The sequence below is a fragment of the Frondihabitans peucedani genome (assembly GCF_039537585.1).
GTDB classification, from domain to species: domain Bacteria; phylum Actinomycetota; class Actinomycetes; order Actinomycetales; family Microbacteriaceae; genus Frondihabitans; species Frondihabitans peucedani.
In genome coordinates, this window is record NZ_BAABAU010000001.1 from 1,115,285 (window position 1) to 1,134,217 (window position 18,933).

At 70.1% G+C, this 18,933-nt stretch carries 17 protein-coding genes; 6 read left to right on the plus strand and 11 right to left on the minus strand.

All coding sequences use genetic code 11. The features are described 5' to 3' along the window. Positions 1-9 precede the first annotated feature (9 nt). The gene (locus ABD733_RS05135; RefSeq protein ID WP_344793947.1) at positions 10-1,464 is read right to left on the minus strand and encodes an NAD(P)H-quinone dehydrogenase; all 1,455 of its coding nucleotides are present in this window, start codon (positions 1,462-1,464) and stop codon (positions 10-12) included. A gap of 202 nt (positions 1,465-1,666) precedes the next feature. Between ABD733_RS05135 and ABD733_RS05140 the strand changes: the two genes are divergently transcribed. After that, entirely contained in the window at positions 1,667-2,500 is an 834-nt protein-coding gene (locus ABD733_RS05140) for a purine-nucleoside phosphorylase (RefSeq protein ID WP_344793948.1), read from the plus strand. Between the two features lie 2 nt (positions 2,501-2,502). Then, entirely contained in the window at positions 2,503-4,254 is a 1,752-nt protein-coding gene (locus tag ABD733_RS05145; protein ID WP_344796013.1) for a phospho-sugar mutase, read from the plus strand. A 194-nt stretch (positions 4,255-4,448) separates the two neighbouring features. Here the strand turns inward: ABD733_RS05145 and ABD733_RS05150 are convergent, their stop codons facing one another. The 10 genes from ABD733_RS05150 to ABD733_RS05195 form a co-directional block, all read right to left on the minus strand. Further along, positions 4,449-4,721 (minus strand): PTS sugar transporter subunit IIB, encoded by a 273-nt coding sequence (locus ABD733_RS05150; protein ID WP_344793949.1) that lies wholly within the window; start codon positions 4,719-4,721, stop codon positions 4,449-4,451. Beyond that, a complete protein-coding gene (locus tag ABD733_RS05155) occupies positions 4,718-5,164 on the minus strand; it encodes a PTS sugar transporter subunit IIA (protein WP_344793950.1) in 447 nt (148 codons plus the stop codon). Before ABD733_RS05155 ends, ABD733_RS05150 begins: the two co-directional genes overlap by 4 nt. Positions 5,165-5,166: 2 nt before the next feature. Beyond that, positions 5,167-6,288, minus strand: coding sequence for an adenosine deaminase (locus ABD733_RS05160; protein WP_344793951.1), 1,122 nt, complete (start codon positions 6,286-6,288; stop codon positions 5,167-5,169). Between the two features lie 66 nt (positions 6,289-6,354). After that, on the minus strand, positions 6,355-7,680 hold the full coding sequence (locus ABD733_RS05165) for a thymidine phosphorylase (RefSeq protein WP_344793952.1): 1,326 nt from the start codon (positions 7,678-7,680) through the stop codon (positions 6,355-6,357). Positions 7,681-7,690: 10 nt separating this feature from the next. Then, positions 7,691-8,119: a cytidine deaminase gene (locus tag ABD733_RS05170; protein ID WP_344793953.1), complete on the minus strand. Its 429-nt coding sequence runs from the start codon at positions 8,117-8,119 to the stop codon at positions 7,691-7,693. After that, positions 8,116-9,405: an ABC transporter permease gene (locus ABD733_RS05175; RefSeq protein WP_425552860.1), complete on the minus strand. Its 1,290-nt coding sequence runs from the start codon at positions 9,403-9,405 to the stop codon at positions 8,116-8,118. Before ABD733_RS05175 ends, ABD733_RS05170 begins: the two co-directional genes overlap by 4 nt. After that, positions 9,402-10,721, minus strand: a complete 1,320-nt coding sequence (locus ABD733_RS05180; protein WP_344793954.1) for an ABC transporter permease — start codon at positions 10,719-10,721, stop codon at positions 9,402-9,404. The genes ABD733_RS05175 and ABD733_RS05180 overlap by 4 nt, the downstream gene beginning before the upstream one ends. Beyond that, a complete protein-coding gene (locus tag ABD733_RS05185; RefSeq protein ID WP_344793955.1) occupies positions 10,718-12,256 on the minus strand; it encodes an ABC transporter ATP-binding protein in 1,539 nt (512 codons plus the stop codon). The genes ABD733_RS05180 and ABD733_RS05185 overlap by 4 nt, the downstream gene beginning before the upstream one ends. Positions 12,257-12,339: 83 nt before the next feature. Beyond that, the gene (locus ABD733_RS05190; RefSeq protein ID WP_344793956.1) at positions 12,340-13,434 is read right to left on the minus strand and encodes a BMP family lipoprotein; all 1,095 of its coding nucleotides are present in this window, start codon (positions 13,432-13,434) and stop codon (positions 12,340-12,342) included. Between the two features lie 214 nt (positions 13,435-13,648). After that, complete coding sequence (locus ABD733_RS05195) at positions 13,649-14,770, minus strand: mannose-1-phosphate guanylyltransferase (protein ID WP_344793957.1); 1,122 nt, start codon at positions 14,768-14,770, stop codon at positions 13,649-13,651. A 142-nt stretch (positions 14,771-14,912) separates the two neighbouring features. On the opposite strand from ABD733_RS05195, the gene ABD733_RS05200 reads away from it, so the two are divergent. The 4 genes from ABD733_RS05200 to sdhA all read left to right on the plus strand — a co-directional run bounded on the left by ABD733_RS05200 (position 14,913) and on the right by sdhA (position 18,933). Next, positions 14,913-16,082 carry a glycosyltransferase family 4 protein gene (locus tag ABD733_RS05200; protein ID WP_344793958.1) on the plus strand — a complete coding sequence of 390 codons (1,170 nt, stop codon included), beginning with the start codon at positions 14,913-14,915 and terminating at the stop codon, positions 16,080-16,082. Between the two features lie 90 nt (positions 16,083-16,172). Beyond that, positions 16,173-16,610 carry a succinate dehydrogenase, cytochrome b556 subunit gene (sdhC, locus tag ABD733_RS05205; RefSeq protein WP_344793959.1) on the plus strand — a complete coding sequence of 146 codons (438 nt, stop codon included), beginning with the start codon at positions 16,173-16,175 and terminating at the stop codon, positions 16,608-16,610. A 4-nt stretch (positions 16,611-16,614) separates the two neighbouring features. Beyond that, positions 16,615-17,064 carry a succinate dehydrogenase hydrophobic membrane anchor subunit gene (locus tag ABD733_RS05210; protein WP_344793960.1) on the plus strand — a complete coding sequence of 150 codons (450 nt, stop codon included), beginning with the start codon at positions 16,615-16,617 and terminating at the stop codon, positions 17,062-17,064. A 63-nt stretch (positions 17,065-17,127) separates the two neighbouring features. Continuing rightward, entirely contained in the window at positions 17,128-18,933 is a 1,806-nt protein-coding gene (gene sdhA / locus ABD733_RS05215) for a succinate dehydrogenase flavoprotein subunit (RefSeq protein ID WP_425552892.1), read from the plus strand.

Consider the following 18,933-nt stretch of genomic DNA (forward strand, 5'->3'; position numbering starts at 1 on the left):
CGCCGTGCCCTAGTTGACGATGTGCATCGCCCGGGCCGCATCCGCGATGCTGCCCGAGAGCGACGGGTAGACGGTGAACGCCCGGGCCACCTGGTCGACGGTCAGCCGGTGCTCGACCGCGAGCGCCAGCGGGAACACCAGCTCCGACGCGTTCGGAGCGACGATGACGCCGCCGATGACGGTGCCGGAGCCGGTCCGCGCGAAGATCTTCACGAAGCCGTCGCGGATGCCCATCATCTTCGCCCGCGGGTTGGAGGCGAGCGGCAGCTTGTAGATCTCGCCCTGGGCTGTGCCGTCCTCGATCTGGGCCTGGGTCCAGCCGACGGTCGCGATCTCGGGCTGCGTGAAGATGTTCGAGGTGACGTTGCGGATCTCGATCGGCGTCACCGCGTCGCCCATCGCGTGGAAGACGGCGGTGCGGCCCTGCATCGACGCGACGGAGGCGAGCGGGAGGAAGTCGCTGCAGTCTCCGGCCGCGTAGACGGACGGGATGGAGGTCCGGGCGACGCGGTTGACGCGGATGTGGCCCGTCTCGGTGAGCTGGACACCGGCCTCCGCGAGGCCGATCCCGGCCGTGTTCGGGACGGAGCCGACGGCCAGCAGGCAGTGCGTGCCCTCGATCCTGCGCCCGTCGGTCAGGGTGGCGACGACCACGTCGCCCTCGCGCTCGACCGACTGCGCGCGGGCCTTCGACAGGACCCTCATGCCGTTGCGGGTGAAGACGTCCTCGATCACGCCCGCCGCGTCGGCGTCCTCGCCGGGGAGCACGCGGTCGCGGCTCGAGACGAGCGTGACCTCCGACCCGAGGGCACGGTAGGCGCTGGCGAACTCGGCTCCGGTCACCCCGGAACCCACGACGATCAGGTGCTCGGGGACCGACCGGAGCGTGTAGAGCTGCGTCCAGGTCAGGATCCGCTCGCCGTCGGGCCTGGCGGTCTCGAGCTCGCGCGGGCGCGCACCGGTGCTGATCACGACGGTGTCGGCCTCGATCTCGTCGAAGTCGGTGCCGGCGACGGCTCGGCCGTCCTCGGTCGACCCCACGGTGGAGACGACGACGGTCGACGGGTCCGCGAGGCGGCCGATCCCCGAGACGAGTCGGACTCCGGCGCGGATCAGCTGGGCGCGCATGTCCTCCGACTGCTGGCGCGCCAGACGCACGAGCCGCTCGTTGACAGCCTGGAGATTCACCGCGACCTGGGGCCGCACGGGCCGACCGCTGTCGCCGCGGGTGAAGAACTGGACCCCGAGGTCGGCGGCGTCGCCGAGCGCGTTGCTCGCCTCGGCGACGGCGATCAGAGCCTTCGACGGGACGACGTCGGTGATGACCGCCGCACCGCCGATGCCGACGCCCTCGACGAGGGTGACCTCGGCTCCGAGCTGCGCACCGCTCAGGGCGGCCTCGTAGCCGCCGGGGCCGCCGCCGATGATGGCGATGCGGTGCTTGCGCTCGAACTCGTAGCTCATCTGCTCATTATCGCGGCCCGGTCGGGAGTCGCGGCCTGGGAGTCGCGGGCTGGTCGGGAGTCGCGGCCCGGTCGGGAGTCGCGGCCTGGGAGTCGCGGGCTGGTCGGGAGTCGCGGCCCGGTCGGGAGTCGCGGCCTGTGCAGACCGGGCGGCCTGTGGACAGTCGCTGCCGAGGTCTCCCGCCGCCTCTAGAGTGGATCGCATGTCTTCGACCACCACGAATCCCCTCGACGACCCGTCGGCCGACCCCTTCGAGATCGCCGCCACCGCCGCCGACGAGATCGCGCGCGCCACCGGTGTCGCCCACCACGACGTCGCCCTCACCCTCGGCAGCGGCTGGGCCAAGGCCGCCGAGCTGATCGGCGAGACCGTCGCCGAGATCCCCGCCACCGAAATCACCGGCTTCAGCGCCTCCGCGGTGGTCGGCCACTCCGGCTCGCTCCGCAGCATCGCCCTGGCCGACGGGCGCCACGCCCTCGTCATCGGCGCGCGCACGCACTACTACGAGGGCCACGGCGTCCGCCGCGTCGTCCACAGCGTCCGCACGGCCGCGGCCACCGGTGCGAAGATCATGATCCTCACCAACGGCGCCGGCGGCATCCGCGAGACCTGGACGCCCGGCTCCCCCGTCCTGATCAGCGACCACATCAACCTCACGGCCGACTCCCCGCTCGAGGGCGCGACCTTCATCGACCTCACCGACCTCTACTCGAAGCGCCTCCGCGACCTCGCGCGCACCATCGACCCGACCCTCGACGAGGGCGTGTACACGCAGTTCCGCGGCCCGCACTACGAGACCCCGGCCGAGGTGCAGATGGCCAAGGCGATCGGCGGCCACATCGTCGGCATGTCCACCAGCCTCGAGGCCATCGCTGCCCGACAGGCCGGCATGGAGATCCTCGGCTTCTCCCTCATCACCAACCTCGCCGCGGGCATCCAGAAGACTCCTCTGAGCCACGCCGAGGTCCTCCAGGCCGGGCGCGACGCCGAGCCGGTGATCAGCGACCTCCTGGCCCGGGTGGTGGCGGCGCTGTGAGCCTGTCCGACGGGACGCGGGCTCGGGCCGAGGCCTGGGCCGCGCAGGATCCCGACCCCGAGACGCGCTCCGAGCTCCTCCGACTGCTCGAGACTGCTGTTGCCGACGGTGACGCCGCTGAGGCTGCTGCCGCCGACATCGAGGCCCGGTTCGACGGTCGTCTGCAGTTCGGCACGGCCGGTCTCCGGGGCGAACTCGGCGCAGGATCGACCCGCATGAACCGCGTCCTCGTGGCTCAGGCCGCCGCGGGCTTCGCGTCGTTCCTGCTGTCGCGGTCGTCGGCTCCCGCAGCCGACGGCTCGACCTCCGATGCCGGCCGCGCGCCGTCCATCGTGATCGGCTACGACGGCCGCAAGAACAGCGACGTCTTCGCCCGCGACACCGCCGAGATCATGGCGGCGGCCGGCGTCTCGGCGACCCTGCTGCCTCGGGCGCTTCCCACGCCCGTCCTCGCCTTCGCCGTCCGGCACCTCGATGTCAGCGCCGGTGTGATGGTCACGGCCAGCCACAACCCGCCGCGCGACAACGGCTACAAGGTCTACCTCGGCGACGACGACCACGGCTCCCAGATCGTGAGCCCCGTCGACGGCGAGATCGCCTCCTTCATCGACACGGCCGCCGAGGGCAGCGTCCTCGACCTGCCCCGCTCCGACGACTACGCGATCGCCGGTGACGACCTCGTCGAGGACTACGTCCGACTCACCGCCGCCGTCGCAGGCGCCGCCGCCAGCGGCTCGACGCAGCCACGGGTCGTGTACACGGCGATGCACGGCGTCGGCTGGGAGGTGGCGCGCCGCGTCTTCGCCACGGCCGGGTTCACGGAGCCGATCCCCGTGGCCGAGCAGGTCGCTCCCGATCCTGCGTTCCCGACTGTCGCATTCCCGAACCCCGAGGAGCCGGGCGCCCTCGACCTCTCGTTCGCCACGGCCACGCGCGTCGAGGCCGACCTCATCATCGCCAACGACCCCGACGCCGACCGGCTCGCGGTCGCGATCCCCTTGGGCGACGACGAAGACGACGACGCCGAGCCGTGGCGTCGGCTCTCCGGGAACGAGATCGGCGCGATCCTCGGCTGGCGCGCCGCCGAGCGCATCTCCGCCGAGGGCGGCTCCGGCACCCTCGCAGCGAGCATCGTCTCGTCGCCCGCTCTCCGGGCCGTCGCGGCCGCGTTCGACCTCCCCTACGCCGACACGCTGACCGGCTTCAAGTGGGTCTCGCGCGTCGACGGCCTCGCCTTCGGCTACGAGGAGGCGCTCGGCTACCTGGTCGATCCCGCGAAGGTCCGTGACAAAGACGGCATCTCGGCCGCGGTCGACATCCTGGCGCTCGCTTCGGAACTCGGGTCGTCCGGCTCCTCGCTGGAGCAGCACCTCCGCGCGTTCGACGAGCGCTTCGGCGCCTTCGCCTCGTCGCAGGTGTCGCTGCGTGTGGCCGACCTGGCCGAGATCCCCCGCATCACGTCCGCGCTCCGCGCCGAGCCGCCCGCCTCGATCGGCGGGCATGCTGTCGACCGGCTCGACGACTTCGCCGAGGGGTTCGAGCAGTTCCCGGCCGGCGACATCCTGCGCTTCTGGCTCGTCGGCGACGACGCGCACGACGGCTCGCGCGTCATCGTCCGGCCGAGCGGCACCGAGCCCAAGCTCAAGGTGTACATCGACGCCTGGAGCACCTCGGGCGACCCTGCGGCACGACGTCGGGCCGCCGACGCGGTCGTCGCCGAGCTCGATGCGGGCGTGCGCGAGCTGCTGCGCTAGCGTGCCCGCGAGGTCGCAGTAGGCGTCGGGTCGAGGCCTCACGGGGCGACGACTAGTGCGATCTCACGCGGCCGTCGCCCGGCCCGGGTCCAAGCACGCCGAGATCGCAGTTGGACACGCGATCCTGCGCCCCGAACCCGTCGAAGTGCGATCTCGACGCAGCCGCAGCGCAGAGCAGCACCCGCAGCACAGCACTACCCGAGCGCCCGCTCCAGCTTCTCGGCGAGCTCCGCCTGGTCGAAGTGGTTCACGATCACGATGACGTCGGCGAAGGTCGACCCGATCGCGTCGACGAACTCGGCGGAGGTCAGGATGACCTGGGCATCTTCGGCGACGGCCCGGACGCTGCCGATGTCGGCGGCGACCACGTCGGCCTCGATGTCGAGCTTCGCCAGGGCCCGCTCGGCGTTGACCTTGAGGATGCCGCTGGAGCCGATCCCGGCTCCGCAGATGGTGACGATCTTCATGCGGTTGCTCCCATCAGGGCGCGGACCTCGTCGGGTGTCGACGCGGCGGCGAGGCGGGCGATGACGCCGGCGTCGTTGAAGACGTTGGCGAGGTCGGCGATCGACTCGAGGTGCCCGCCGACGGAGTCGACGGCGAGGCCGAGCACGACCCGCACGGGGTCGTTGTGCGGGTGCCCGAAGGCGACCGGCTCGGCGAGGGTGACGACGGCGAGGCCGGTGGCGAGCACCTGGTCGTCGGGGCGGGCGTGCGCCAGGGCTAGGCCCGGGGCGATGACGACGTAGGGGCCGTGCTCCTCGATCATCCGGATCATGGCGTCGGCGTAGCCCGGCCGAGCCGCGCCCGATGCGACGAGCGCCCCCGCTGCCACGCCGACCGCCGCCCTCCAGTCGGGTGCGACGGCGCCGATGACGATGGCGTCGTCGGGCAGCGGGGGAAGGGTCACGGTCAGGCCTTCTCGAACCCCGCGATGATGCGGTCGGCCAGGTCTTCGCGGTCTTCGAGCGGCAGGAACGACGCGGCGGCGGCGTTCAGCTGGAACGTCTCGAGGTCGCTGAGGTCGTAGTCGAACGCCTGCGCGAGGAGGGCGAGCTCACGGCTCAGGCTCGTGGCGCTCATGAGGCGGTTGTCGGTGTTGACGGTCACCTGGAAGCCGAGCTGGTACAGCAGGTCGAACGGGTGGTCGTAGAGCTCGGTGCCCCACTGCGCGATGGCGCCGGTCTGGAGGTTCGACGACGGCGAGAGCTCGAGGGCGATCTCGCGGTCGCGCACCCAGGCGGCGATGGGCCCGAGGCCGACCGTGGTGTGGTCGCCGTCGCGGTCGATGACGGCGACGTCCTCGGCGAGGCGCACGCCGTGGCCGAGGCGGAGGGTGCGGCCGTCGAAGAGGGCGCTCTTGATGCTGTCGAGCCCGTCGGCCTCACCCGCGTGGACTGTGACCGGGAAGAACTCGCGGGCCAGCAGGTCGAAGGCCGGCTTGTGGTTCGAGGCGGGGAAGCCGAGCTCGGCGCCCGCGATGTCGAAGCCGATGACGCCGTTCTCGCGGTGGCGGAGGGCCAGCTCGGCGATCTCGAGTGACCGGTCGGCGTGGCGCATGGCGGTGACGAGCTGACCGACGGTGATCTCGTGGCCGCGCTCGGCGAGGTCGGCGATCGCGTCGTCGATGCCGCCCTGCACGGCCTCGACGGTCTCGTCGAGGGTCAGACCCTGCTGGAGGTGCTGCTCGGGAGCCCAGCGGACCTCGCCGTGGATGACGCCGTCGGCCGCGAGGTCGAGGACGAACTCGTGAGCGACACGGCGCAGCGCCGGGGCCGTCTGCATCACGGCGATGGTGACGTCGAAGGTCTTGAGGTACTCGACCAGCGAACCGGAGTTCGCCTGCGACACGAACCACTCCTCGAGGCCCTGCGCGTCGGTCACGGGGAGGGTGACGCCCGCCTCCTCAGCGAGTTCGATGATCGTCGACGGGCGGAGCCCGCCGTCGAGGTGGTCGTGCAGGCTGACCTTCGGGAGTGCCGCGATGCTCGGCCCTCCGTTGGGCAGGCGGTATTCCTGGTCCGGTGCGCTCATGGGCTCAAACCTACTAGTCGGACGAGACCCGATTCTGAGCGACGCCCCGGCGCAGTCGGTGCGTTCTCAGGAGATCCGCTCCACGACGCGCGGGGACACCGCGGGAGCCTCCGACCCGATCGTCCAGGCGCCCTCAACGGCCTCGAGAGCCCTCGCGAAGCGCGACGCGTCGTCGGCGTGGAGTGTGAACAGCGGCTGGCCTTCGACGACGCGGTCGCCGGGCTTCGCGTGCAGTTCGATGCCCGCGGTGGCGACCACCGGATCCTGCTTCCGCGCGCGCCCGGCACCGAGGCGCCACGCGCCGATGCCGAACGGCAGCGCCTCCTGGCGCGTCACGAACCCGGTCGACGACGCCGTGACGACGTGGGTCTCTCGTGCCACGGGGAGAGGGGCCGCAGGATCGCCGCCCTGCGCCTCGATCATGCGCCGCCAGGTGTCCATGGCCGCGCCGCCGTCGAGCGCGCCCTCGACGTCGGCGTCGGGGAGCCCGGCGAGGGTGAGCATCTCGCGGGCGAGCGCGACGGTGAGCTCGCGGATGTCGGCCGGGCCGCCGCCCGCGAGGGTCTCGAGCGACTCGCGCACCTCGAGGGCGTTGCCGATGGTGAGGCCGAGCGGGGTGTTCATGTCGGTCAGCAGGGCGGACGTGGTCACGCCGGCGTCTTTGCCGAGGTCGACCATCGTCTGCGCCAGGAGCCTCGACTGCGCGATGTCCTGGATGAAGGCCCCCGACCCGAACTTGACGTCCAGCACCAGGGCGGAGGTGCCCTCCGCGATCTTCTTCGACATGATCGACGACGCGATGAGCGGGATGGCCTCGACGGTGCCGGTGATGTCGCGGAGCGCGTAGAGCTTGCCGTCGGCGGGCGCGAGGCCTGATCCTGCGGCGCAGATGACAGCGCCGACGTCCGCCAGGATCTCGAACATGCGCTCGTTCGAGATCGAGGCCTGCCACCCCGGGATCGACTCGAGCTTGTCGAGGGTGCCACCGGTGTGGCCGAGTCCGCGCCCGGAGAGCTGCGGGACCGCGACGCCGAAGGACGCCACGAGCGGGGCCAGCGGCAGCGTGATCTTGTCGCCCACTCCCCCGGTCGAGTGCTTGTCGACGGTCGCCTTCGGGAGGGCGGAGAAGTCCATGGTGGAGCCGGAGGCGATCATGGCGAGCGTCATGTCGCGGATCTCGCGGCGCTCCATCCCGTTCAGGAAGACCGCCATCGCGAAGGCCGCCATCTGGGCGTCTTCGACGTAGCCGCGCGTGTAGGCGTCGATGAGCCAGTCGATCTGCTCGGTCGAGAGGGCTCCCGACGAGCGCTTGACGCGGATGAGGTCGACGGTGTCGAAGGGCTCGACACCAGGCGTGGCAGTCGCGGAAGGCGCGACTGGGGCGGTGCTCACGATGGTTCTCCTAGGAGGTCTGCGACGCGCGGTAGGCGTCGAGCTGACGGGGCCCGAACGCGTCCGGGATCACCTCGTCGATGGTCTTGAAGCCGGACACGGTGTCGAGCACCATGCCCTCGGCCGAGTGCTCGTACAGCAGCTGGCGGCAGCGGCCGCACGGCATGAGCACGGAGCCGTTGCCGTCGACACAGGCGAACGCGACGAGGTGCCCTCCCCCGCCCATGACGAGGTCGGTCACGAGCGAGCACTCGGCACAGAGGGTGATGCCGTACGAGGCGTTCTCGATGTTGCAGCCGGAGACGATCCGGCCGTCGTCCGTCAGAGCTGCGGCTCCCACGGGGAACTCCGAGTACGGCACGTAGGCCTTCTCCATGGCGGCCACGGCCGCCTTCCGGAGGGCGTCCCAGTCGATGCTGTCGGCAGGTGCGTCGGTCATGACTTGATGTACGGCTTTCCCGAGGCGGCGGGGCCTCGCGACTGGCCGACGAGCCCGGCGACGGCGAGCACCGTCACGACGTAGGGCAGCATCAGCATGAACTCGCTCGGCACCGGCGACCCGACGACGCTCAACACGTTCTGCAGGTTGCTGGCGAAGCCGAACAGGAGGGCGGCGAGGGTGGCCCGGATCGGGTCCCAGCGGCCGAAGATGACGGCGGCGAGGGCGATGTACCCGGCGCCGGCGGTCATGGTCTTCTGGAACTCACCGAGGTCGCCGAGGGTGAAGAACGCTCCGCCGAGGCCGGCGATGGCGCCCGCGAGCGAGACGTTCCAGAAGCGGGTCGCGTTGACCTTGATGCCCACGGTGTCGGCGGCCTGCGGGTGCTCGCCCACGGCGCGGAGGCGGAGTCCCCAGCGCGTCTTGAAGAGGCCGAAGAACACGGCGGCGATCGCGATGTACATGAGGTAGACGACGACGTTCTGCTGGAAGAGCAGCGGGCCGACGAGCGGGATCCGCGACAGGACCGGGATGTCGAACGGCGGGAAGAGCAGCCCCTTGTTGAGGTCCGGCTGGCTCGTCAGCACCTCCGAGTACAGGAAGCTCGTGAGGCCGGTGACGAGCACGTTCAGGACGACGCCGACGATGACCTGGTCGACGAGGTACCGGATGCTGAAGACCGCGAGCACCATCGACACCAGGGCTCCGGCGACCATCGCGCTGACGAGGCCGATCCAGAGCGAGCCGGTGATGCTGGCGACGACGGCCGACACGAACGCGCCGCCGAGCAGCTGCCCCTCGATCGCGACGTTCACGACGCCGACGCGCTCGGAGATGACCCCGCCGAGCGCACCGAAGATGAGCGGCGTGGAGAGGCTGAGCGAGCCGATCAGGAGGCCGGGCACCAGGATCGAGTTCCCGGCGCCGGCCCAGGCGAGGAACCCGACCAGGAACAGCACGCCGAACAGCGCGATCAGCCAGATCGGCGTCTTCTGGTAGCGGGTCGAGCGGAAAGCCGAAAACAGCGCGATCAGCGCCAGGACGACCGTGACGACGACGCCGGTGCCGTACGTCGGCACCACCGCGTTCGGCAGGGTGAAGAAGTCGGTCGAGGTCGACAGCCGGAACGTCGAGTGGCCGTGACGGCCCGCGACGAGGAACAGCAGGATCGCGAGGACCGTGAACGCCCCGAGCGCGATGGGCGCCTTGAACGACCGGCTCCTCGTGATCTCGAGGCCGGGCGTGGGGGCGGCCGGGACGGCCACGTCGGGTGTCATCGTGCTCACTTGGTCACCACCGCGGTCTTTGAGGAGGCGCGACGGACGCGTCGCTGGGCGGGCCCGGGGGCCGGGATCCTGAAGATGGTCCGCACGAGCGGCGGCGCGGCCACGAACAGCACGATCAGCGACTGGACGACGAGCACGATGTCGATCGGCACGCCGTTGGCCGCCTGCATCGCGTAGCCGCCGGCCTTCAGCGCTCCGAAGAGGAGGCCGGCGCCGAACACGCCCCAGGGGCGCGAGCGGCCGAGGAGCGCGACGGTGATCGCGTCGAAGCCGATGCCCGCGTCGATCCCCGACGAGAAGCCGGTCGTCAGGGTGCCGAGCACCTGCGTCGCTCCGGCGATGCCGATCAGGGCTCCCGAGATGAGCATCGCGTAGACGTAGATGTTCTTCACGTTGATGCCGGCCGTGCGGGCGGCGTGCGGGTTCTCGCCGACCGCGCGGAAGCGGAAGCCGAGGGTCGAGCGGTTGAGGAGCCAGGCGACGAAGAACGTCGCGGCGATGACGACGAGGAACCCGACGCTCACCGGGAAGTGCACGCCGAAGAGCTTCGGCAGGGTCGCCGAGTCGAGGGTCGCCGGCGACTGCGGGTTGGTGGAGCCCTTCGCCTGAAGGAGGCCCTGGGTCCGGAGCATGAACGAGATCAGGTAGAACGCGACGTAGTTCAGCATGATCGTGACGATCACCTCGTGGGCGCCGGTCCGGGCCTTCAGGAACCCGACGAGGGCTCCCCAGAAGGCGCCGCCCGCGATGCCGGCGAGGATCGCGAGAGGCAGGTGGATGCCGATCGGCAGGTGGAACGAGAAGCCCACCCAGCCGGCGAAGGCCGCCCCGATCAGGATCTGCCCCTGGCCGCCGATGTTGAACATTCCCGCGCGGAAGGCGAGCGCGACGCCGAGGCCGGCGACGATCAGCGGCATGGCGAAGTTGATGGTGTTCGCCAGCGGGGCGATGCCGGCGAGGAACCCGACGGCCTGGAAGTTGATGATCGCGCCCTGGAACAGCGACACGTAGGCGAGCGAGACCGAGTTCCACACCGCGCTCAGCATGTCGCTCGGGCGGGCGAAGAAGTAGCCGGCGGTCTTCTGCACGGTCGGGTCGGTGACGGCGATCAGGATGCCGCTCAGCACGAGCGCGAGCACGACGGCGAGCACCGAGATCATGGCGTTGCCGGTGACGATGTCGCGCAGGATCCCGGAGGCCCGGTCGTTCCGTGAGTCCTGCGGCGCTCCGGGGGTCTGCCCCGCTGGCTCCTTCTCGGCGGCGAGCGCCTGGGTGTTGCCCGTCTCGCCGACGGGCGTGGCCGAGGTCTCGCTCATACGGAGAGCTCCTGTTCGTGCGACTGCTGGTATTCGGGCGGGACCTCGCCGGCCATCATGAGGCCGAGGACGTCGCGCGGGGTGTCGGCGGGGACGATGCCGATGATCGAGCCGCGGTACATGACGGCGATCCGGTCGGCGAGTGCGGTGACCTCGTCGAGCTCGGTCGAGACGACGATGACCGGGACGCCCTCGTCGCGCGTCGCGACGATGCGCTTGTGGACGAACTCGATGGAGCCGACGTCGATGCCGCGGGTGGGCTGCGCTGCCACGAAGAGGCGGAGGTCGCGAGAGAGCTCGCGGGCGAGGACGACCTTCTGCTGGTTCCCGCCTGAGAGGCGGCCGACCGGCGTGGCGATGCCCTGGCTGCGGACGTCGAACTCCGCGACCTTGTCGCGCGCGAAGGCGGCGAGGTCGACGAGCTTCAACCAGCCCCGCGACACGAACGGGCCGTGGTAGGAGCGGTCGAGCATGAGGTTCTCGGCGATGGTGAACTCGCCGACGAGGCCGTCCTCGGTGCGGTCCTCCGGGACGAAGCCGACGCCGGAGTCGAGCACCTTCCGGACGCTGAGGCCGGCGATGCGCTTGCCGTCGAGCGTGATCGAGCCCTCGACACGCGGCTGGAGGCCGAGGAGCGCCTCGGTGAGCTCCGTCTGGCCGTTGCCCTGGACGCCGGCGATGGCGAGGATCTCGCCGCGGCGCACCTCGAACGAGACTTCGTCGACGACGACCTGCCCGATCGGGTCGATGACACGGAGCCCCTCGACGACGAGGGCAGCCTCGCCGGCTCGGGCCGGCTCCTTCTGCACGGTCAGCTCGACCGAGCGGCCGACCATGAGCGACGCGAGCTCCGAGTTCGACGCGGTGGGCGACGCCTCGCCGACGACCTTGCCGAGGCGGATGACGGTGATCCTGGAGGCGACCTCGCGGACCTCGCGGAGCTTGTGGGTGATGAAGACGATGGCCGTGCCGGCGTCGCGGAGCTGACGCATGATCGCCATCAGCTCGTCGGTCTCCTGGGGCGTGAGGACCGCGGTGGGCTCGTCGAACACGAGCACCTTGGCGTCGCGGGAGAGCGCCTTGATGATCTCGACGCGCTGCTGCACGCCGACCGGGAGCTCCTCGACGATCGCGTCGGGGTCGACGTCGAAGCCGAACCGCTGCGAGATCTCGCGCACCTTCGCGCGGGCTCCGGGCAGGTCGAGGCGGCCGCCGAACGAGGTCTCCTCATTGCCGAGCATGACGTTCTCGGCGACGGTGAACACGGGCACCAGCATGAAGTGCTGATGCACCATCCCGATGCCGGCGGCCATGGCGTCGCCCGGTCCCTGGAAGTGCTGGACGACGTCGTCGAGCAGGATGTCGCCCTCGTCGGCCTGGTAGAGGCCGTACAGGACGTTCATGAGGGTGGACTTGCCGGCGCCGTTCTCTCCGAGCAGCGCGTGGATCTCGCCCGGCTCGACGGTGAGGCTGATGTGGTCGTTCGCCGTGAGGGCGCCGAAGCGCTTGGTGATGCCCTGGAGTTCGAGCTTCATCGGGGTCTGACTCCCTTTCGGGTACGGAAAAGGGCGGAGGGCCCGGAGCGACATTAGTCGCTCCGGGCCCTTCTGTGGGTGTGCTATTTGGTGAGCGAGGCGGGAGAGTCGACGGTGATCGAGCCGTCGATGATGCCGGCCTTGATCTTGTCGAGCTCGTCCTTCAGGCCCGAGTCGATCTTGCTGTCGTAGTCGTGGAACGGCGCCAGGCCGACGCCGTCGTTCTTCAGCGTGCCGACGTAGGGCGTCTTGGTGAACTTGCCCTTGGCGGAGTCCTCGACGACGGCCTTGGTGGCGGGCGCGATGCCCTTCTCGACGCTGGTCAGGAACAGCGACTTGTTCGACGGGTCGGTCTCGTAGGTGTCGGAGTCGACGCCCACGAGGGTGATGCCGTCGCCGGTCGAGGCGTTCTTCGCCTTGACCGCCTGAGCGGCGCTCTGGTAGATCGGGCCGCCGACGGGCATGATGACGTCGGCGTCCTGGTCGAGCAGCGTCTGAGCGGACTGCTTGGCGGCGGTGCCGGCGTCGAAGCCGCCCGTGAAGACGCCCTTCTGCGTCTTGACGTTCCAGCCGACGAGCTTGACGTCCTTCTTCTTCTGTTCGTTGTAGTAGGCGACGCCGTCGGCGAAGCCGTCCATGAAGATGGTGACGGTCGGGATCTGCGCGCCGCCGAAGGTGCCGACGACACCCGACTTCGAGTAGCTGGCCGCCGCGTAGCCGCCGAGGAACGCGGCCTCCGAGGTGTTGAAGGTGATCGGGCGCACGTTGTCGGCGACGGTGGACGCGTCGTCGATGGTGGCGAAGTCGACCGAGGGGTTGGCCTTGGCGGCCGCCTTGGTCGCGTCGGCCAGGAGGAAGCCGACCGTGATGATCAGGTTGCACTTCTGGTTGACGAGGCTGGTGATGTTCGAGGCGTAGACCGTCTGGTCGGCCGACTCGACCTGCTTGGAGGTGGCTCCGACAGCGGAGGCACCCTCCTTCAGGCCGTCGAGGCCCAGCTGGTTGAACGACTTGTCGTCGAACCCGCCGGCGTCGGAGACCATGCACGGCACGTAGCTCGACTTCGCTGCCGACTTCGTGCTGGTCGCCGAGGGGGCCGTGCCGCAGCCTGCGAGCATCGCGGTCGCGCCCACGATGGCGAGGCCGGAGAAGACGGCCTTCCGCGGAGAGATAGTCAAAGTGTCCTCCAAGACAGAGTTTCGTAAGAATCGACCCAGCATCGGGTGCTGGGCACTATGACATGGAGGTTACCCAACGTGACGACCGCTTCTTGACACTCCTGCTCGCCGGTGGCAGAAGCGTTACCAGACCGCGACGATCCAGAAACAGCGCCGTTACGCGCGATCTGCTAGGCCGACGGAGGGCGCGGGCGCAGGATCGCGTCGGCCCGCCTCAGAGGACGTCGTTCCGGCCCGAGAGCTTGAGCGCGTCGACGACGCTCTTGACGCGCTGCGCGTTGGCGCTCGTCGTGACCAGGAGGGCGTCCGGAGTGTCGACCACGACGATGTCGTTGACGCCGATCAGCGAGATCAGCCGGTCGCCCTGGCTGACGACGATGCCGCTCGAGGAGTCGGCCAGCACGCGCGCGTTCTCGCCGAGGATCGCCAGGTCGGAGGCGCGTCCCTTGGAGTGCAGCTTGGCGATCGAGGCGAAGTCGCCCACGTCGTCCCAGTCGAAGTCACCTGGGATGACGGCGAGGCGCCCCTCGGCGGCGGCGGGCTCGGCGACGGTGTAGTCGATGGCGATCTTCTCGAGGTTCGGCCAGATCCGGTCGACGACGGCGCCTCGCGCGGAGGTGTCCCAGGCGTCGGCGAGTTCGAGGAGGCCCGCGAGCAGCTCCGGGCGCGTCTCGCCGAGCTGCTTCAGGAGGACGTCGGCGCGCGAGATGAACATGCCGCCGTTCCAGAGGTAGTTGCCGTCGCGGAGGTACTCCTCGGCCGTCTCGAGCTCGGGCTTCTCGACGAACGAGGTGACGGCCTTGGCGTGCGGCGCGCTCTCGATCTCGAGGTCCTTGCCGCAGTGGATGTAGCCGAAGCCGATGGCGGGCTCGGTGGGCGTGATTCCGATGGTGGCGATGTAGCCGGCGTCGGCGGCCGCGATCGCCTCGTGGACGGCGCGGACGAAGCCGCGCTGGTCGGCGATCACGTGGTCGGCGGCGAACGAGCCGATGATGACGTCGGGCTCGCGCTTGACGAGGATCGCGGCGGCGAGGCCGATCGCGGCGGTGGAGTCCTTCGGCTCGCTCTCGAGCACGACGTTGTGGTCGGCGAGCGCCGGGAGCTGCTCCTCGACGGCGGCGCGGTGCGAGCGCCCGGTGACGACCATGATGCGCTGCTCGCCGTTGATCGGCGCCAGGCGGTCCCAGGTCCCGCGGAGCAGGGTGGAGCCGCTGCCGGTGAGGTCGTGCAGGAACTTGGGGGCGTCGGCGCGGCTGAGCGGCCACAGCCTCGAGCCGATGCCGCCGGCCGGGATGATGCTGTAGAACCGGTCGAGACTCTCGCGCGCTGTCGTCATGCCCCACACCCTACTGAGTGCGGCCCTGTGCTCCGGCTGCAGCGCCGCGGCGGGCACGATCCGCGCACCGCCTCTTCACGTCCCGGCCACTCCGGCGCCACGGCAGAGTCCTACCCTCCCCTCAAGCGACCGAGGGGAACCGATGCGAGTAGCCATCGTGACCGAGAGCTTTCTCCCGACCTTGAACGGGGTCACGACGAGCGTCTGCCGGGTGCTGGAGCACCTGGCGAGACGCGGGCACGAGGCGATGGTGATCGCGCCCGACGGGAAGGGGCCGTCGCAGTACGCCGGCTTCCCCGTGCACCGCATGCCGTCGGTGGGGTACCGGCAGTTCCCCGTGGGGATCCCGGGCCCGCAGCTCGCGGGGCTGCTGGCCGGGTTCGCACCCGACGTGGTGCACGCGGCCTCGCCGTTCATCCTGGGGGCTCAGGCCATCACGGCGGCCGCCCGGATCGGCGTGCCGACGGTCGCCGTGTTCCAGACCGACATGGCCCGCTACGCCCGGGGCAACGGCTTCGGCGCGGCGGGCCAGGCCCTCGTCTGGAAGGTGATCCGAAGGATCCACCAGGGCGCGACGCTCACGCTCGTCCCGTCCGAGGCCTCCCGCGCCGACCTCCGGCGGATCGGCGTCGAACGACTCGCGACCTGGGGCCGAGGGGTCGACAGCACCCTCTACCACCCGAACCGGCGCACCGACGAGGCGACCCGGATCCTGCGCTCCCGGATCGCAGCCCCCGACGAGGTGGTCGTCGGCTACGTCGGACGCCTCGCCCCCGAGAAGGAGGTCGAGCGGCTGGCCGCCCTGCGCAGGATCCGGGGGCTCCGTCTGGCCGTCGTCGGCGACGGCCCGGCGCGCCCGGCCCTCGCTCGCAGGCTCGCGGCCCTCGACCCGGTGTTCCTCGGGGCCCTGCGCGGCGAGGAGCTCGCCACCGCGTACGCGGCGCTCGACGTGTTCGTCCACACGGGCACGACCGAGACGTTCGGCCAGACGCTCCAGGAGGCGCACGCCGCGGGGCTCCCCGTCGTCGCTCCCGCCGTCGGCGGACCGCTCGACCTCGTCGAGCACGGTGTCGACGGGCTCCTCTTCGACCCCGGTCAGGCGCACGCGCTGCGTCGCAGCGTGCTCTCCCTCGTCGGCGACGAATCGCTCCGCGCCCGCTTCGGCGAGGCGGGTCGGCGGGCGGTCGTGGGGCGCACCTGGGAGGCCCTCGGCGACGAGCTGATCGGGCACTACGAGGCCGTCGCGAGCCGCGCGATCCCCGTGACGGCGGGCGTCGCCCCTGGAGCTCCCGGTCTCTCGGCATCGAGATAGTTGAGTCCCCCTTCACGGTGGCCCCCAGAGGCGCTGTTTAGGATGGAGAAGTTCTTGAGAACACACCCCGATCCAGCTGGAGGGTTGCTCATGGCCGAGCAGACGACAGGGGTCCTCACCGGGCCTCCCACACCGAACGTCCCGACTCCGCGACCGGGCCGGTTCCAAGGCACGCTCTATCGGGGTCGCGAGGGAATGTGGTCCTGGGTCCTCCACCGGATCACCGGCGTCTCCATCTACTTCTTCCTGCTGGTGCACATCCTCGACACCGCTCTCGTGCGGGTGAGCCCGCAGGCGTACAACGCGGTCATCAGCACCTACAAGCACCCGATCATGGGCCTCGGCGAGACGGCCCTCGTCGCCGCGATCGCGTTCCACGCCCTCAACGGCCTGCGGATCATCCTGATCGACTTCTGGAGTGCCGGCACGAAGCACCAGAGGATCATGTTCTACGTCGTCATCGCGCTGTGGATCATCCTCCTCATCGGCTTCGTCCCCCGCCAGCTGATGAACGTCTTCTCGGAGTAAGCGAATGACCACTGAGACCGTCGAGGCCCCCCGCTCCGCGCGCGCCGCGAAGCGCACCACCAACTGGGAGAAGTGGGGTTGGCTCTACATGCGCGGCAGCGGCGTGCTGCTCATCGTCCTGATCTTCGGCCACCTGTTCACCAACCTCATCGCGGGCAAGGGCGGCGTCAAGGCGATCGACTTCGCCTTCGTCGGCGGCAAGTGGTCGAACCCGTTCTGGCAGGTCTGGGACTTCCTGATGCTCTGGCTCGCGCTGATCCACGGGTCGAACGGCATGCGCACGATCGTCAACGACTACGTGTCGAATCCGAAGGTGCGCCGCGTCATGCTCATCGCCCTGCTCGCATCGACGGCCGTCCTGCTCCTCCTCGGCACCCTCGTGATCTTCACGTTCACGCCGTGCCCCGCCGGCGCCCTGCCCGCCGACCTCCCCTCGTTCTGCCCCGCCCAGTAGCGCAGGCCGCAGCAGCCTGTCGACTCCCGCCTCCCCTCCCACCAGAGAGCTCCCGTGACTGAAATCCGCGACAACGCCACCGCACCGACCGAGACGCGCAACGGAATCCACTACCACCAGCACGACATCGTCATCGTCGGCGCCGGCGGGGCCGGCATGCGCGCCGCGATCCAGGCCGGCTCGGGGGCGTCGACCGCGGTCATCTCGAAGCTCTACCCCACCCGCTCCCACACCGGCGCGGCGCAGGGCGGCATGGCGGCCGCCCTCGCCAACGTCGAGGACGACAACTGGGAGTGGCACACCTTCGACACCGTCAAGGGCGGCGACTACCTGGTCGACCAGGATGCCGCCGAGATCCTCGCGAAGGAGGCCATCGACGCGGTCATCGACCTCGAGAACATGGGCCTCCCGTTCAACCGCACCCCCGACGGCAAGATCGACCAGCGCCGCTTCGGCGGCCACACGGCCGAGCACGGCAAGAACCCCGTGCGGCGCTCGTGCTACGCGGCCGACCGCACCGGTCACATGATCCTGCAGACGCTGTTCCAGAACTGCGTCAAGCTCGGCATCAACTTCTTCAACGAGTTCTACGTGCTCGACCTGATCATGGGCGAGGTCGACGGCGTCGAGCGCCCTGCCGGCGTGGTCGCGTACGAGCTCGCGACCGGCGAGCTGCACGTGTTCCAGGGCAAGGCGGTCATCTTCGCCACCGGCGGCTTCGGCAAGATCTACAAGACGACGTCGAACGCGCACACCCTCACCGGCGACGGCGTCGGCATCATCTGGCGGAAGGGCCTCCCGCTCGAGGACATGGAGTTCTTCCAGTTCCACCCGACCGGTCTCGCGGGCCTCGGCATCCTGCTCTCGGAGGCCGCGCGCGGCGAGGGGGCGATCCTCCGCAACAGCGAGGGCGAGCGCTTCATGGAGCGCTACGCGCCGACGATCAAAGACCTCGCGCCCCGCGACATCGTCGCCCGCTGCATGCGCACCGAGATCCGCGAGGGCCGCGGCGGCGGACCGAACAAAGACTACGTCTACCTGGACATCACCCACCTCTCCCCCGAGGTCATCGACGCGAAGCTCCCCGACATCACGGAGTTCGCCCGCACGTACCTCGGCGTCGAGCCCTACACCGAGCCCGTGCCGGTGCTCCCGACCGCGCACTACGCCATGGGCGGCATCCCCACCAACGTCAAGGCGGAGGTGCTCCGCGACAACGACACCCCGGTGCCTGGGCTCTACGCCGCCGGCGAGTGCGCCTGCGTGAGCGTCCACGGCTCGAACCGCCTCGGCACGAACTCGCTCCTCGACATCAACGTGTTCGGCAAGCGCGCCGGCGACTACGCGGTCGAGTACGTGAAGACCGCCGACTTCGTGCCGCTGCCCGACGACGCCGCCGACTTCGTGAAGGGGCTGATCGACCAGGTCTCGACCTCGACCGGCACCGAGCGCATCGCCACCCTCCGCAAGGAGCTCCAGGACTCCATGGACGAGAACGCCCAGGTGTTCCGCACCGACGAGACCCTCGACGAGGTCACGAAGGTCATCGAGGGGCTTCGCGAGCGCTACAAGAACATCTCGGTCCAAGACAAGGGGAAGCGCTTCAACACCGACCTCCTCGAGGCGATCGAGCTCGGCTTCCTGCTCGACCTCGCCGAGGTCGTCGTCTACTCGGCGCGCTCGCGCACCGAGAGCCGCGGCGGCCACTTCCGAGAGGACTACCCGACCCGCGACGACGAGAACTGGCTCGTGCACACGATGGCCTACCTCACCGGCGACGCGCACTCCGCCGACGCCGGAGACCACATCAAGCTCGAGACGAAGCCCGTCGTCATCACGAACTACCAGCCCATGGAACGGAAGTACTGA